Below are 14,484 nucleotides of genomic sequence, written 5' to 3'. Positions count from 1 at the left end.
AGCCCAACAACAGCTCGTCATCCCGGGGCGCGACGAAGTCGCGAGCTAGGATGCGCAATTGCGCACCTGAGGATCCATTTGGCCGCAGTGCGTGTTGAGGGATGGATTCCGGGTTCGCGCCAAGAGGCGCGCCCCGGAATGACGGCGTAGAGCGTGCGCAGCGCGCCGATGTTTCAAGCCGCCGTGCTGCGCGGGCTCTCGGCGGTGTCCTTCTTGTCCGTCTCCCTGTCGCGGGACAGCCACGCCGGAAAACGAAGCAGGCGCTCGTTGGTGTCCTTTGGCAGCTCGATGGGCGGCGCTTCAATGGCCGAACTCGGCAGGTCCAGCGCTGCCTGTCCGGTTCGCACCGCATCCGCGCGCTGATCCAGTTCGCGGAGCAGGGGATCGAGCACGCTGTCGATCTCGGTCGCCACCGACACCAGGAAACTATTGAGCTCGCGCGCTTCGGGCACAACCGCCGCAGCCTGCTCGATCGCCCTCGAGAGACCATCGACGACAGGCGCAAACGCGCCGGCGGCTTGCTTGATTCGCGTCTTGATCGCTTCGACCTCGCTCAAGACGCGCTCACGCTCACGCCTTTTCTTTTCCTCCGAAAGACGGGCTTCAATTTCGGCGATCTGGGCCGTCAGGGTCGTGGCTTCGGATGCAAGCGCATCTCGTCTTCCGCGCGCGCGATCGAGATCGCGGCTGAGATTGTCCACTAAGTCGTCCTTTCCGAACATGGCTTTGCTCCGTGGGACAGGCGCTTTGCCCTGTAGGACAGCCTTGGCGCGAACCGCCAGCCTCGCCACCGACCGGATGGCCGGATCGGCCGAAACAGGCATCAACCTCGGTCGCGTCACATGGGCCGACATGGTGATCCCCCATCGTCAACATTAGGCAACCGCATGGTTAACAGACGGTTAATGTCAACAGACGATGCGGCCATGGGGCGTGACGGCATCGGCAACGAGATCCCGAAGAACATCTCCAACGTCCCGAAGCTCCATCGCTGCCTGCGCAAGACGGACAAGTCGCAGCCGCGGTAGCCCGCCTCCCCTACCCCCGAAAATCAATGCTCCGCAGCACGATCCCCGGCGGCGTGCCCTCGAACTCGGTCGCGCGGTACTTGCTCGCGGCGCGGGCTTCGATGCGGTCGCGCAGGCGGGTGAACTGGGCTTCGCGCTGCTCGGGCCTCGCCTGCGGGCCGCGCTCGAGATAGTCCATCGCGGAGGTCGAGATCGCGCAGGCGATCTCCTTCGATCCGTCCTGCATCAGGAACTGGACGATGCCGCGGTCCTGTTCGTAGCCGACGAAGCGGCTGCTCGTGAGTGTCATGGCTTACTCCCTTACGCGATTGCACCTTGGCGGTCGCCGCGGGGCTTCGATGCCGCCGCGGCCCGCGAATTCTCCGACGTCGTCCCGGCCTGGTGCGCAATTGCGCACGGGAGCCAGGACCCATTATCCCGGTCAGCGTTGTGGAGGCACGCTGTGGCCGCGTTCGTTCACAATAACTCGGTTCGGTGGTTATGGGTCCTGGCTTTCGCCAGGACGACGGCTGTGTTCCAGATGCGCACTGCCGCTGCGGCGCTCCGGCCGGCCTTCAATTGCCGCCACTGAGCCTCAGCTGTCGCCACTGAGCCTGGCGAAATCGTCGAACAGCGCCGTCACCAGCGCGCGGTGGCGCGAGTCCTCGGTGGAGAGGCTGGCGGCATAGAGGTTGAGCAGATAGCGCGCCTTCACCGCGGCCTCGGGCCACGAGGTGGCGGGCACGGTCATCAGGCGGTTCTCGAGATCGGCCTCGCGCTCGCGCAGCTCCCGGACATTGTTCTCGACCTCGGCCAGCGCGCGGCGCAGGTCGGTCGCCTTCTGGGCGGCCATGCCGCGATGCCTGTCGAGATCCACCGGGACGTCAGTCATGGGCGACCCTCTGGGCGACGCTCGCCGGCGCGGCCTGCGCGTCCGCGGCCTGCGCGTCCGCGAGGTCGACCGAGCCGATCGACAACATTTCCGTCATGCCGGCGCCCCCGCTTTCGGCAGGCACCGTGATCATGGTGGCGATGCGGCGCCAGCACGGGAACGACAGGCCCTCGATCATCTCTTCGTCGGTGACGACGTCATAGCTGCCCGCGGGCAGCAACCGGTCGATGCCGTTGATGCGGAACGGATGCCTGAAGGTGACGGTTTCTCGTCGCGAACGGATGGTCATGGACGCCTGCCTTCCTGCGAGCGAAGCCCCAACCGACGCCGGCTGTGACAAGCATGCGCTCCCTGGGCGGATATAGCCAGCACTATCGTCGCCGCGCCGCGCGCGGCCGGGGCCGCGGGCTGCGGGCTGCGGGCTGCGGGCTGCGTTTTAGTCCTCGCTATTGGCGTAGGGCAGGCGTAGGCTCGCTCCCATCACCGCACTTCCTGCAACGGCATCGACCGGTGACTGAGGGTCACGTGCGCTCCCGCCGTAGGACCAGTTAGCGGAGCATGGTGTTGCCCTGCTCTGGCAGGAGCGTGCGATGTCGCGGTTTCGCGTCCCGGAATGGATCGTTCCACAGGTCGACGTCGCGCTGTTCCTTCTGCTCCTGGTCTGCGCGGCGGCCATCCTCAATGGCTAGGACAATGCGCGTGCCCTATCTCGTCAGCGGCACCAACGAATATGGCTGTTCCAATCTCGGCCGCGGCAGCGCCACCGTCGCGCTGCGGCTGGCACGGAAGCTGCTGCGCGAGGGCTACATGGACGTGCGCGTCTGCACGCCGCGCGGACGCGTGCTGCAATCCGACGAACTGGACGAACTCAAACCCCCACAGGAGACCGACGCCATGGCCAAGGGACAGCAACGCGGCAACCGCGAAACCAAGAAGCCGAAGAAGGACAAGACCAAGGTGATCGCCGCGGCCCCGAGCCGCAAGGACGCGGCTTGGCAGCCGGATTTCGGACCGGCGAAGAAGAAGTAGGGCTTCTTTCGCCTCTCCCCGCTGCGGGGAGAGGCCGGGATTTGCGCAGCAAATACCGGGTGAGGGGGACTCTCCGCGAGTCCAGCTCTCAGCTCCCTTGCGGAGACTCCCCCTCTCCCCGCAAGCGGGGCGAGGGAGCGCACCTTCGCTGCGGCAACCACCACCGTCTCCTCGCCGTCGCGCTTTTTTGCTATACTCGCCCCGGTAGCATTGCCGGGAGGGGCCGACCTGTGGAGCACGAGCGCAGAACCGAACCGAAGACCGAGCCGAAGCACCTCGTCATCTGCTGTGACGGCACCGGCAACGAGATCAGCGAGAACATCTCCAACGTCCTCAAGCTCTATCGCTGCCTGCGCAAGACCGACAAGACGCAGCCGCGGCAGATGGTGTTCTACGATCCCGGCGTCGGCACGGTGACGGAGCCGACGACGTGGCACCGCCTCAAGGCCAACGTCAATCTGGTGCTGGGGCTCGCCACCGGCTACGGGCTCGATGACAACGTGCTGTCGGCCTATTGCTTCCTGGTCGAGCATTACGCGCCGGGTGACAAGATCTACCTGTTCGGCTTCTCGCGCGGCGCCTATACCGTGCGCGTGCTGGCGGGGCTGATCCACAAGGTCGGGCTGATCTCGCCGGAGCAGGCGAACCTCGCAGGCTCGGGCCTCGTCGCCTACAAGCAATATTCCGGCTCGGGGCGCGGCAACGACATCGCGGACCTCAAGGACGTCGGCTCCGACGACGACGGGCCGCTGCCGCAGGACAAGTTCGACCTCGCCGCGCAGTTCGCGCGCATCACCTCCTCGCGCTGGCCGACCATCCATTTCATCGGGGTGTGGGACACCGTGGCGAGCGTGATCGTGCCGCGTCCCGACCGGCTGTACTGGCCGAGCTTCGAGGAGCTCGCCTTCACGCTGCGCAATCCGAGCGTGAAGATCTTTCGGCAGGCGATCGCGATCGACGAGCGGCGCTGCATGTTCCGCCTCAAGCAATGGCGGGAGCCGCAGGAATATTGGAGCAACCGCTTCGTGCCCGACGACAAGAAGGAGCCTCAGGACATCATGCAGGTGTGGTTCGCCGGCGTGCACAGCGACGTCGGCGGCGGCTATCCGGAGGCCCAGAGCGGCGAGTCGAAATATCCGCTGATCTGGATGATCGACGAGGCGGGAAAGGCCGGGCTGAACTTCAACCCGCGCACCGTGAACCAGCTCGCCTGGGGCGTCCATCGCAAGAACTCCCCGTTCCAGTACGTGCCGCCCGCCTACACCGGCAAGACCGGCGAATTGCACAATTCGATGACGGCGGCCTGGCGGCTGCTGGAATATTTGCCGAAGAGCGCGAAGTACAAGGAGTGGCCGGAGCGAAAGGTGTTTCTCGGCTTCTACATCCCCGATTGCGAGCCGCGCCTGATCCCCGAAGGCGCGCATGTGCACGAGAGCGTGGTGAAGCGGATGGCGGTGGAGCCGGACTACCGGCCGGTGAATCTGCCGAAGACGTACGAGACGGTGCCGATGCCGGTGCCGCCGCATGTGGGGGCCGCGGCGGAGACGGATGAGATGGTGACGGGGTGAGATGGAGCTGGCGCCGACGGCGGAGCGTGGGGCAACGCCGTCGCACCCCGCTACCGCCGCTTTCGCCATTCGCCGCTACTTTTCATTAAAATTCTCGCGCCCACCTTAGTCGGATCGCATCAACTCCCGTCGATCATTGGGAAGAGACCACCCGCGCTATCCGCGGAATTGGAGGAGATGTGCCAATGCATCCGCGAAAGTTCGCCCGTGTAAAGCCCGCAGGGCTGGTGTCCCGCCAGGCCAAGATCATCACCGACCCGCGCGCGCCGGTGATCCCCTGCACGCTGATCGACTATTCGCCCGGCGGGGCCTGCGTCGATCTCGGCGGCCAGGTGAGCATCCCCGACAGGTTCGAGCTGCTGCACGTCAACACCAAGAAGCGCTGCCGCATCGCCTGGAAGCGCGGCTCGCGAGTCGGCGTGGTGTTTTGAGGCGCGAGCCGCCTCTTTGGCTCTCTTCCGTAGCCCCTCGCTCGATCGTCGTCCTGGCGAAAGCCAGGACCCATACCGCGGAATCTATCGGTTGTGGATGGTAGGCGTACCGGACAACGAGTCTCCGCCAAACTTCTCCCTGGGGTAATGGGTCCTGGCTTTCGCCAGGACGACACCGGAATTTGCGGCGACGGCTTTGCCTACTTCCGCATCCTGGCCTTCGCGCCGGCGACGATCTGCATGGCGACGCCGCCGACCCAGCCGAACAGAGAGAGCCAGGTCCAGGCCAGGTGCGGATCGAGCCGCAGCACGATGACGGCGACGGAGGCGAGCGCGGTGAGCGTGGCGCAGAGCGTCCCGGCCGAGCTCAAGAATTCCGCGGCGTCGATGGCGCTGTGCGCCTCGTCGAAGGGCAGCTGCGGCGTGTCGATGCCGAGATAGAAGCCGACCGCACCGAGCGCCATCATCAGCAGCAGGAAACCCTGCGTGGTGAGCACGGGGATTGCCGACCCCACATAGGCGCCGACGAACAGTCCGCACGCCGCGCCTGCCATCGCAAGGCCCACGCGCTCGAAGATGTGAGCAGCTTTGCGGACAGGATAACGCATGGCGGGCCTCCGTGAGGCGTTGAACGTGCGAAGGTTAGGCCAGTTTTGCGGGAGGTGGAAGCCGAGGGATGTTACGGATGCGTGAGGAGGCAGCTGCGATCGCGCAACTTAAACCTATCGAGTTACTCCCTGTGGTTATGCCGCGGTCCTCGCGCCTCGCACGCGTCCCCTACCTTGCCCCGAACGTCGTCTTGCCGAACAGCGCCTTCTGCGTCGACGGCTGCGAGCGCCAGTATTGCGGCGGAGCTTCGACCTCGCCGCCGAGCTCGGCAGCGGCGTGCCAGCCCCAGCGCGGGTCGTAGAGCATGCCGCGGCCGAGCGCGACCATGTCGGCCTTGCCGGAGGCGACGATCTCCTCGGCGTGCTTGGCATCGGAGATCATGCCGACGGCGATGGTGGGCAGTCCCGTCTCGCGGCGGATGGCGTCTGCGAAGTGCACCTGATAGCCGGGGCCGAGCGGAATCTTCTGCAGCGGCGAGACGCCGCCGGAGGAGGCATCGATCCAGTCGATGCCGCGCGCCTTCAGCGCGCTGGCGAATTCGATGGTCTGCGCCAGATCCCAGCCGCCCTCGACCCAGTCGGTCGACGACACCCGCATGCCGATCGGCTTGTCGTGCGGGAACACGGCGCGCACCGCGTCGTATACCTCGAGCGGGAAGCGCATGCGGTTTTGCAGGCTGCCGCCATATTCGTCGGTACGCCGGTTCGAGATCGGCGACAGGAACTGATGCAGGAGATAGCCGTGCGCGCCGTGCAGCTCGATGGCGTCGATGCCGATCCGCTCCGCGCGTTTCGCAGCCTCGACGAAGGCCTCGCGGATGCGCGTCAGGCCCGCGGCATCGAGCGCGAGCGGCGCGGCCTCGCCCTCCTTGTGCGGCAGCGCGCTTGGGGCCACCGTCTGCCAGCCGCCTTCACTGACCGGGATCAGCTGGCCGCCGTCCCAGGGCCGCGCGCTGGAGGCCTTGCGGCCGGCATGGGCGAGCTGCATCGCGACCGCGGTCGTGGAATGCTTGCGCACGGAGGCGAGGATCTGCTTCAGCGCGGCTTCGGCGGCGTCGCTGTAGAGCCCGAGGCAGCCCGGCGTGATGCGGCCGATCGCTTCCACATGGGTCGCCTCGATGCAGAACATCGACGCGCCCGAGAGCGAAAGATTGTTGATGTGGGTGAAGTGCCAGTCGGTCGGAACGCCGTCCTCGGCCGAATACTGGCACATCGGCGACACCACGACGCGGTTCTTCAAGGTCAGGCCGCGCAGCTTGATCGGGGAAAACAGGGCGCTCATGCAGGGAGTTCCGGGGGATGGAGGGCAATCATGGAAGTGTAGTGAGCGGATGCCGGATTGCTAGCCGCACGGCAGACATGCCCGCCCGTGGCGGCATGCATTGCGCGCGTCATATGATCACGGGATCGCGACATCAACTCAGCCGCCGCCCTACTCCAGCTCCTCGAACTGGCCCGCCCTGGGCTTGCCCATGCGGATGCGGCCGTCGGGCAGCAGCTCGCCGTCGGCCTCGGCGGAAAACTGGATCGTGGTGCGGCCATCCTTCATCGCCGTCGCCTTGCCGAGCGGGCCGAGCTTGTCCGCGAGCGCGGTGCCGTCGAGGACGAACACGCGGTAGTCGGTGAGATGGAAACGGCGCGGTGCCTGCCATGTCAGCGCGGGTACCGATGTGCGCATATCGCCGTCGGTCTTGCGATCGATGCTGCGGCCGGTCGCGTCGCGGAACAGGTCCGGCGCATCGACGAGGCGCGCGCGGCGGCCGTCGACGGCGTAGAGGTTCAGCGTGACGATGTGGCGCTCGCTGCGGAAGGTGACGGCGACGTAGCGCGAGTCGGCCGACCAGGCGGCGTGGAACGCATCCGGCGCGGTGTCGAGGATGTTGTCGTCGTTGACGTTGTCGAGCGTCATCAGCCGGCGATGACCCGGCTCCGCCATCAGATAGGCGTGAAATTTATCATGCGCGCCGTCGCCCTCACCATGGACGGCGATGGCGAGCCGCTTGTTCGGCGCCCACCCGCCCGAGATGATGCCGTACTCGCCCTTCGCATAGGTGTGCTCGGCCGTGGCGCGCGCCTGCGGCAGGCCGGCAAGCACGACGAAGAGCAGGGCTGCGATGGCGCGGCGGAGTTGCATGATGTTTTGTCGCGGCCAAAAGCCACCGCGTTCAACGATGACTTCACTCAACCAGCGTGAACTGGAGCAGCAGCGTACGCTGGAGCATTGAAAAATTGTCGTCCGAGACCAGCGTCAGCACGGTGTCGCCCTCGGGCGTGACGTGGGCGTCGATGCCTTCCATGTTGTCGATCTCCTGGCCGAGATCGGCCTTGAACAAGGCAGGGCCGTCGACCACCGCGCCCGGCGCGATCGATTTCAGGGGAATCGAGCGGATGCGGATGTCGACGCCGGTGAACCAGGAGAATTTGCGTTCGAGGATGAGCAGCTCGCCCGACGGCAAGAGCACCGCGTCGCTGATGTCGAACTTCTCGGTGCGGCGGACGCTGAACTGGCCGGGCGTGGGGCCGCCGATCAGGAACGCGACCAGATTGCCGTCGGCGTCCAGCCCGCGCTCGGAGAAGGCGATCAGGGTGCCGGCGAGCGGCTGGCCCTTCGGGACGAAGACCAGCCCCTCGAGCCCCTTGTTGTGCGGCAGCTTGCGCAACGCGGGCGGCACCTGGATCACCTCGCCGCGGGCGCGCGTGCCGCCTTTCGAAAAATCGTAGCGCAGGATCTGGTTGACGCGCTCGAGCCCGACATAGACGACGTTGCCGTCGCGCGTCAGCGACTCCGAATCCCACCAGAGGCGCTTTTCCGTGATCGGCCGTCCCTCCGCATTGAGCAGCGGCGCGGCCTCGACGTCGTCGAGCCCGGCCATCCTGCTGCCGGAATAGCGGATGGCCCCGGTGAACCAGCCGCCCTGGTCGGAGACCGCAAGGAAACGTTCGCCTTTCGCATCCAGCCGGATGCCGGACAGGCCGCCGAAGCCGCGATAGGGCGAGGTCAGCACCAGGCCGCTGCGATACTCCAGCGAACCGAAGCGCGTGCGCGAGCGGTCGCGCGGCTCGAAATTCGGGATCGGCCGCGCGTTGACCTCGATGCTGACGGGCTCGGCGACGGCGCGCTCGACCTGGAGCGGCCGCGGCGGCGGCTCGGTCGTGGCTTGCGCCTGCGCAAATCGGGACAGTGCGAAAGTGGAAAATCCCGCCGCCGCGTGGCCAAGGAAGCTGCGGCGGGATCGAAGCGTGCTCACGAATGCAGTTTGCGGCGCGGACGGCTTGCCGAGGGCTGCGGTGCGGTCGCCGTCTCGCTGAACAGCTCGGCAAGCTTCTCGGTGATGGCGCCGCCGAGCTCCTCGGCGTCCACGATCGTCACTGCGCGGCGATAGTAGCGCGTGACGTCATGGCCGATGCCGATCGCGATCAGCTCGACCGGCGAGCGGGTCTCGATCTCCTCGATGATGTGGCGCAGGTGCCGCTCGAGATAGTTGCCGGCGTTGACCGACAGCGTGGAATCGTCGACCGGCGCGCCGTCCGAGATCATCATCAGGATCTTGCGCTGCTCGGGCCGGCCGAGCAGGCGCTTGTGCGCCCAATCCAGCGCCTCGCCGTCGATGTTCTCTTTCAGCAGACCCTCGCGCATCATCAGGCCGAGGTTCTTCCGCGCACGGCGCCAGGGCGCGTCGGCGGACTTGTAGATGATGTGGCGGAGATCGTTGAGACGGCCGGGATTGGCCGGCTTGCCGGCGGCAAGCCACGCTTCACGCGATTGCCCGCCCTTCCAGGCGCGCGTGGTGAAGCCGAGAATCTCGACCTTGACGCCGCAACGCTCCAGCGTGCGGGCGAGGATGTCGGCGCAGGTCGCCGCCACCGTGATCGGGCGGCCGCGCATCGAGCCGGAATTGTCGAGCAGCAGCGTCACCACGGTGTCGCGGAACGTCGCCTCCTTCTCGTGCATGAAGGACAGCGGGTGATAGGGATCGGTCACCACGCGCGACAGCCGCGCGGGGTCGAGGATGCCCTCTTCGAGATCGAACTCCCAGGCGCGGTTCTGCTGCGCCATCAGCTTGCGCTGCAGCCGGTTGGCGAGGCGGGCGACGATGCCTTGCAGATGCGCCAGCTGCTTGTCGAGATAGGCGCGCAGGCGCTCCAGCTCGTCATGGTCGCAGAGGTCTTCAGCCGCGATGACTTCGTCGAATTTCGGCGCGAAGGCGTGGTATTCGGGCCCGCGCGGCTCGTTCTTGCCGTGCGCGTTCGGACGCGTCGCCTCGCCCGGAGTCTCGTCGTCGCCGAGCTCGCCGTCGTCGAACGTGTCTGACGTCGAGGCCTGCGCGCTTTCCATCGCGCTCTCGCTCATCTCCTCGCTCGACGCCTGCGCCTGGTCGGCGCTCATCTCCTGGGCGGCATCGGAATCGGGCGAGCCCTCGGCGCCGGACTGGTCGTTGTCGCCGTCGCGGTTTTCGTCGTCGTCGTCATTCTCTTCGCTGTCGGCGTTGCGCTCGTCGCCGAGCTCGAGCGCCGACAAGAGGTCATGCACGGCGTCGCCGAACCTGGTCTGGTCCTCGACCACGCCGTCGAGCCGGTCGAGGCGCTTGCCGATCTTGTCTTCGAGAATCGGCCGCCAGAGATCGACCATCTTCTTCGCAGCCGTCGGCGGCGCCATGCCGGTCAGGCGCTCGCGCACCAGCATCGCCAGCGCATCGGCCAGCGGCGCATCGGCGCGGTCGGTGATCTCGTCGAACTTGCCGCGATGGAAATGGTCGTCGAGCATCGCGGTGAGGTTTTTCGCAACGCCCGCCATGCGGCGCGCGCCGATCGCCTCCACCCTCGCCTGCTCGACCGCCTCGAACACGCCGCGTGCCTGCGGATTGCCCGGCATCAGCTTGCGATGCAGCTTCGGATCGTGACAGGCGAGCTTCAGCGCGATGGAATCGGCGTGGCCGCGCACGATGGCGGCGTCGCGCTTGGTCATCTTGCGCGCCGGCTCGGGCAGCCGTGCCTTGCCGGGCGCAAGGCCCGGCCGCTCGGCGGCAAAGGAGACCTCGAGCTCGGGCGATTTCGCGATCGCCTTCAGGCAGGAGGCGACCGAGCGCTTGAACGGCTCGGTCGGCGCTTCCTTGCTGTTACGGAATTTGGAATTGGATGATGATGTGCTCATAGCGACTTCGTAAACGAATGGCGCGTCACGCCGCCGGGATAGCCCTTGAGAGTGCCGAATTCCTCGTACCCGCAGGAACGATAGAAGCCCGGCGCCTGGAAACTCATCGTGTCGACATAGGCCTGGATCGCGCCATGCCGTCTCGCCTCATCCTCGATCGCCGCGATCAGCTTCGTCCCAAAACCCTTGCCGCGCTGCTTCTGGTCGATCCAGAAGTACTGGATGAACAGAACCGTGGCCCAGAGATGCCCGACGATGCCGCCGACGATCTTGCGGCGGTCCTTCAGTGAGACCGCGATGCTCCTGACCTTCTGCTTCCCAAAGTGCTCGTCGTTATAGGCGCCGAGCCCGGCGAGCACAGCCTTCTTGGTCGTCCCAATGGTGCGCTCGACGGTGATGGTGGCCATGGGTCAGCTGAGCGCCACGTTGACTGCCGATTCCGGCAGCTCCGCATTGAAGCAGCGCTGGTAGAACTCGGCGACCAGGGGACGCTCGAGCTCGTCGCACTTGTTGAGGAAGGTGACGCGGAAGGCGAAACCGATATCGCCGAAGATGTCGGCGTTTTCCGCCCAGGTGATCACCGTGCGCGGGCTCATCACCGTCGACAGATCGCCATTGGCGAACGCGTTGCGGGTGAGATCGGCGAGGCGCACCATCTTGTTGACGATGTCGCGACCTTCCTGGGTGCGATAGTGCTTGGCCTTCGCCAGCACGATCTCCACTTCCTCGTCGTGGCTGAGATAGTTCAGCGTAGTGACGATCGACCAGCGGTCCATCTGGCCCTGGTTGATCTGCTGGGTGCCGTGATAGAGGCCCGAGGTGTCGCCAAGGCCGACCGTGTTGGCGGTCGCAAACAGCCGGAAGGACGGATGCGGCTTGATCACCTTGTTCTGATCCAGGAGCGTCAGGCGGCCGGAGACTTCCAGCACGCGCTGGATCACGAACATCACGTCCGGACGGCCGGCGTCGTATTCGTCGAACACCAGCGCGACGTTGTGCTGGAGCGCCCAGGGCAGGATGCCGTCGCGGAATTCGGTGACCTGCTTGCCGTCGCGGACCACGATCGAGTCCTTGCCGACGAGGTCGATACGGCTGATGTGGCTGTCGAGGTTGACGCGCACGCAGGGCCAGTTCAGGCGGGCGGCGACCTGCTCGATATGGGTGGATTTGCCGGTACCGTGATAGCCGGTCACCATCACGCGGCGATTGCGGGCGAAGCCGGCGAGAATGGCGAGCGTGGTGGCGCGGTCGAAGCGGTAGTCGGAATCAACTTCAGGCACATGAGGATCGACTTCGGAATAGGCCGGCACTTCGAGATCGCTGTCGATCCCGAACACCTGGCGCACCGACACCTTCATGTCGGGCAAACCGGAAACTTCCTCAACTTTGGACATGGCGGCGGTCGTCATCAATCCTCCGAGGCCCCGGGCGATCCCGAGACCAGTTATTGCACGGTGGCTGCGGCTGGGTGCGTTTGCGAACCTATCAGAGACAACGTGCGGGCAGAAGCCCGCCCTCCAATCAAAGTTCCGTTGTCTTTTCATTTAGATAGGCAAGGAACGCGATTTTTGGAAGGCTGCCCTGCGAATCACGCTCGAATTTCGGGCGGGCCAGCTGGCCTGCCCACGCGAGTGGCACTTTTACCGCTTCTCCTTACTTATGTAGGGTCTGGACCGACGTAACCCCTCCCACCACGAAAGACGACGTGACGTCATTCCTCGATCCCTTCATCGCTTTCGTCTCGGCCCACGCGTGGCTGGCTTATCTGACCCTGTTCCTGGCAGCGCTTCTGGAAGCCGTTCCGGTGGTGGGATCGGTGGTCCCGGGCTCGACCATTATCCTGGCGCTCAGCGCCCTGATCCCGGGCGGCGAGCTGAAACTCGGCTGGGTGCTGCTGGCGGCCGCGCTCGGGGCCGTGCTGGGTGACGGCTCGGCCTACTGGATCGGGCACCGGCAGCAGCGCGAGATCCTCAACACCTGGCCGCTGACCAATTATCCGCGCGTGGTCGAGGAGAGCGAAAGCTTCTTCCACCGCTTCGGCACCTGGGCCGTGTTCTTTGCCCGCTTCGTGCCGCCGATCCGCGCATTTGTCCCGGTCACGGCCGGCGCGCTTGGGATGCCCCCTGCCCGCTTCTACGCGATCAACATCCCGGCGATCCTGGTCTGGGCCCCCGCGCATGTGCTGCCGGGCGTGCTGGCGGTGTCGGCCCTGCACGAATATGCCGGGCTGCCGCACCATGAGCACGTCGGCAAGCATATCTGGATGCTCGCCGTGATCGGCGGTGCGATCATGCTGAGCGTGACGGTTTGGATCTATCGTCGGCGGAGCGGTGGTGGTGTCGCGGCGGCCAAGCCGCGGGTCTGATTAGCTTTGGCTGCCACGGCGGACGGAGGTGCGCTCCCTCCCCCGCTTGCGGGGGAGGGTTGGGGGGGAGGGTGCATCCACAATCGAGAACCCCCAAGAGGAGGGAGCCCTCACCCGCGCCTCCGGAGCGACCTCTCCCGCAAGCGGGAGAGGTTAGGACCCGCCCGTCCGCCGCCCCGGCGCGGGTCCAACGTACCGCGCGCGCGGGCGGATCAGCTTGCCGAACTGCAATTGCTCGCTGGCGTGCGCAATCCAGCCGACGCTGCGGGCCATCGCAAACAGCGCGAGCTCGCTGCCTGCAGGCAGGCGCAGGGCATGCACGAGGACGGCGAGCGCATAGTCGATATTGACGAATTCGCCGGTCGCCTCGGCGATCCGCTCCGGCACTTCGCGCGTGAATTTGCGCGGCGCGCCGGCGCGCGACAGCGCATTCAGCAGCGATTGCGCGCGGGGATCGCCGCGCTTGTAGACGCCATGGCCGAAGCCGGCGAAGCGCTCGCCGAGCGCGACGCGTTCGCGCACCACGGGAGCGACATCGCGGTCGACCAGCGTTTTCACCAGTTGCGAAGCCAGCACGCCGGCGCCGCCATGCTTGGGTCCCTTCAGCGCGGCGAGGCCGGCGATGACGGCGTCGTAGAGATTGAGGCCGGTCGAGGCCGCGCAGCGCGCGGTGAAGGTCGAGGCGTTCAGTTCATGATCGGCGAGCAGAACGAGCGCGCGGCGGATCAGATCGGGCGCGTGCTTGTTGTCCGCCGCCCAGACGCGCGCGACCTGCTGGTGCAGCGGCTCGGCCGAGGCTTCCGCATTGAGCATGGTCGCAACCAGCAGGCGGACGATGCGCGCGCCGACCATGGCGCGGCCATCGGGAGCGCGGGTGAAGGCGCGGGGATCGGCGCTCGCGGCGAGCGCCAGCACGGCGATGGCGCGGTCGATCGGCGCAGCGCGGCGCGCGGCGCCTGCGATCGTGCGCATCTCCTCGGATATCTCGGGCTGATTGTCAGGCGCAAACGGATCGACGCCGGAAACGTCCCAGAGCAGCGTCGCCGTGTGCTCCAGCGTGTCGTTCTCGGCGAGGTCGACGCAATTGACGCCCCGATAGATCGCGCCCTCCTCGGTGATGGTCGAGATCTCCGTGTCCATGACCGGCAAGTCGGCATCGAAGCTGCGCAGCCCGCGCGGCTCCGGCGACGGCACCCGGCGCTCCTTCAGGGCGCGGACGTCCTCGGCGCGGTAGCGGTTCTTGCGCGAATCCGGCGTCGGCTCGGAGCGGATCAGGCCGCGGCTGACATAGGCGTAGAGCGTGGCCGGCGAGATCGCGAGTTCGGCGGCCGCCTCCCGGGCGGAGAGGTAGAGCTCATCAGAATTTTTCATATTGATTTATGTAATCAAGATTGATCAATCTGTCGAGAGGCCCGACTTTTGACCTGCGTAG

The 14,484-nt window shown here is 66.3% G+C and carries 17 protein-coding genes; 5 read left to right on the top strand and 12 right to left on the bottom strand.

The genetic code is table 11. The annotated features are described in order from the left end of the window. Positions 1-173: 173 nt before the first annotated feature. On the bottom strand, positions 174-722 hold the full coding sequence (locus AB5K84_RS03525; protein ID WP_236842158.1) for a hypothetical protein: 549 nt from the start codon (positions 720-722) through the stop codon (positions 174-176). A 183-nt stretch (positions 723-905) separates the two neighbouring features. Here AB5K84_RS03525 and AB5K84_RS03520 point away from each other — a divergent pair, with 183 nt between their 5' ends. Then, the gene (locus AB5K84_RS03520) at positions 906-1,028 is read left to right on the top strand and encodes a hypothetical protein (RefSeq protein WP_256380412.1); all 123 of its coding nucleotides are present in this window, start codon (positions 906-908) and stop codon (positions 1,026-1,028) included. A gap of 10 nt (positions 1,029-1,038) precedes the next feature. Here the strand turns inward: AB5K84_RS03520 and AB5K84_RS03515 are convergent, their stop codons facing one another. The 3 genes from AB5K84_RS03515 to AB5K84_RS03505 form a co-directional block, all read right to left on the bottom strand. Then, entirely contained in the window at positions 1,039-1,317 is a 279-nt protein-coding gene (locus tag AB5K84_RS03515; RefSeq protein ID WP_011083000.1) for a DUF1488 domain-containing protein, read from the bottom strand. A 285-nt stretch (positions 1,318-1,602) separates the two neighbouring features. Beyond that, positions 1,603-1,899: a hypothetical protein gene (locus AB5K84_RS03510; RefSeq protein WP_011083001.1), complete on the bottom strand. Its 297-nt coding sequence runs from the start codon at positions 1,897-1,899 to the stop codon at positions 1,603-1,605. Beyond that, positions 1,892-2,188, bottom strand: a complete 297-nt coding sequence (locus AB5K84_RS03505) for a hypothetical protein (protein ID WP_011083002.1) — start codon at positions 2,186-2,188, stop codon at positions 1,892-1,894. Before AB5K84_RS03505 ends, AB5K84_RS03510 begins: the two co-directional genes overlap by 8 nt. Before the next feature lie 392 nt (positions 2,189-2,580). Between AB5K84_RS03505 and AB5K84_RS03500 the strand changes: the two genes are divergently transcribed. From AB5K84_RS03500 to AB5K84_RS03490, 3 genes are all read left to right on the top strand, one after another. After that, positions 2,581-2,928 (top strand): hypothetical protein, encoded by a 348-nt coding sequence (locus AB5K84_RS03500; RefSeq protein ID WP_178372631.1) that lies wholly within the window; start codon positions 2,581-2,583, stop codon positions 2,926-2,928. Between the two features lie 230 nt (positions 2,929-3,158). Beyond that, complete coding sequence (locus tag AB5K84_RS03495; protein WP_028175825.1) at positions 3,159-4,496, top strand: DUF2235 domain-containing protein; 1,338 nt, start codon at positions 3,159-3,161, stop codon at positions 4,494-4,496. 185 nt (positions 4,497-4,681) lie between these two features. Next, positions 4,682-4,927 (top strand): PilZ domain-containing protein, encoded by a 246-nt coding sequence (locus AB5K84_RS03490; RefSeq protein ID WP_028175824.1) that lies wholly within the window; start codon positions 4,682-4,684, stop codon positions 4,925-4,927. 200 nt (positions 4,928-5,127) lie between these two features. Here AB5K84_RS03490 and AB5K84_RS03485 read toward each other — a convergent pair whose 3' ends face one another. The 7 genes from AB5K84_RS03485 to cobS form a co-directional block, all read right to left on the bottom strand. Then, positions 5,128-5,535, bottom strand: coding sequence for a hypothetical protein (locus AB5K84_RS03485; protein ID WP_011083006.1), 408 nt, complete (start codon positions 5,533-5,535; stop codon positions 5,128-5,130). Positions 5,536-5,704: 169 nt separating this feature from the next. Further along, positions 5,705-6,817 (bottom strand): NADH:flavin oxidoreductase/NADH oxidase, encoded by a 1,113-nt coding sequence (locus AB5K84_RS03480; RefSeq protein ID WP_011083007.1) that lies wholly within the window; start codon positions 6,815-6,817, stop codon positions 5,705-5,707. A 150-nt stretch (positions 6,818-6,967) separates the two neighbouring features. Beyond that, entirely contained in the window at positions 6,968-7,669 is a 702-nt protein-coding gene (locus AB5K84_RS03475) for a hypothetical protein (RefSeq protein WP_011083008.1), read from the bottom strand. A gap of 43 nt (positions 7,670-7,712) precedes the next feature. Continuing rightward, positions 7,713-8,783 carry an esterase-like activity of phytase family protein gene (locus AB5K84_RS03470; RefSeq protein ID WP_011083009.1) on the bottom strand — a complete coding sequence of 357 codons (1,071 nt, stop codon included), beginning with the start codon at positions 8,781-8,783 and terminating at the stop codon, positions 7,713-7,715. Then, positions 8,780-10,687: a cobaltochelatase subunit CobT gene (gene cobT, locus AB5K84_RS03465; RefSeq protein ID WP_011083010.1), complete on the bottom strand. Its 1,908-nt coding sequence runs from the start codon at positions 10,685-10,687 to the stop codon at positions 8,780-8,782. The genes AB5K84_RS03470 and cobT overlap by 4 nt, the downstream gene beginning before the upstream one ends. Continuing rightward, positions 10,684-11,094 carry a GNAT family N-acetyltransferase gene (locus AB5K84_RS03460; protein WP_011083011.1) on the bottom strand — a complete coding sequence of 137 codons (411 nt, stop codon included), beginning with the start codon at positions 11,092-11,094 and terminating at the stop codon, positions 10,684-10,686. The genes cobT and AB5K84_RS03460 overlap by 4 nt, the downstream gene beginning before the upstream one ends. 3 nt (positions 11,095-11,097) lie before the next feature. After that, positions 11,098-12,081: a cobaltochelatase subunit CobS gene (cobS, locus tag AB5K84_RS03455; protein ID WP_370139181.1), complete on the bottom strand. Its 984-nt coding sequence runs from the start codon at positions 12,079-12,081 to the stop codon at positions 11,098-11,100. A 311-nt stretch (positions 12,082-12,392) separates the two neighbouring features. On the opposite strand from cobS, the gene AB5K84_RS03450 reads away from it, so the two are divergent. Next, positions 12,393-13,052 (top strand): DedA family protein, encoded by a 660-nt coding sequence (locus AB5K84_RS03450; RefSeq protein WP_011083013.1) that lies wholly within the window; start codon positions 12,393-12,395, stop codon positions 13,050-13,052. 153 nt (positions 13,053-13,205) lie between these two features. On the opposite strand, the gene AB5K84_RS03445 is transcribed toward AB5K84_RS03450, so the two are convergent. Continuing rightward, on the bottom strand, positions 13,206-14,423 hold the full coding sequence (locus AB5K84_RS03445) for a citrate synthase family protein (RefSeq protein ID WP_011083014.1): 1,218 nt from the start codon (positions 14,421-14,423) through the stop codon (positions 13,206-13,208). Positions 14,424-14,484 lie beyond the last annotated feature (61 nt).

Origin of the sequence: Bradyrhizobium sp. 1200_D9_N1_1 (assembly GCF_052075915.1) — a bacterium.
Taxonomy (GTDB): domain Bacteria; phylum Pseudomonadota; class Alphaproteobacteria; order Rhizobiales; family Xanthobacteraceae; genus Bradyrhizobium; species Bradyrhizobium diazoefficiens.
The sequence above is the reverse complement of the archived record's forward strand: the minus strand, read 5'-3'. Positions and strand labels throughout refer to the sequence as shown.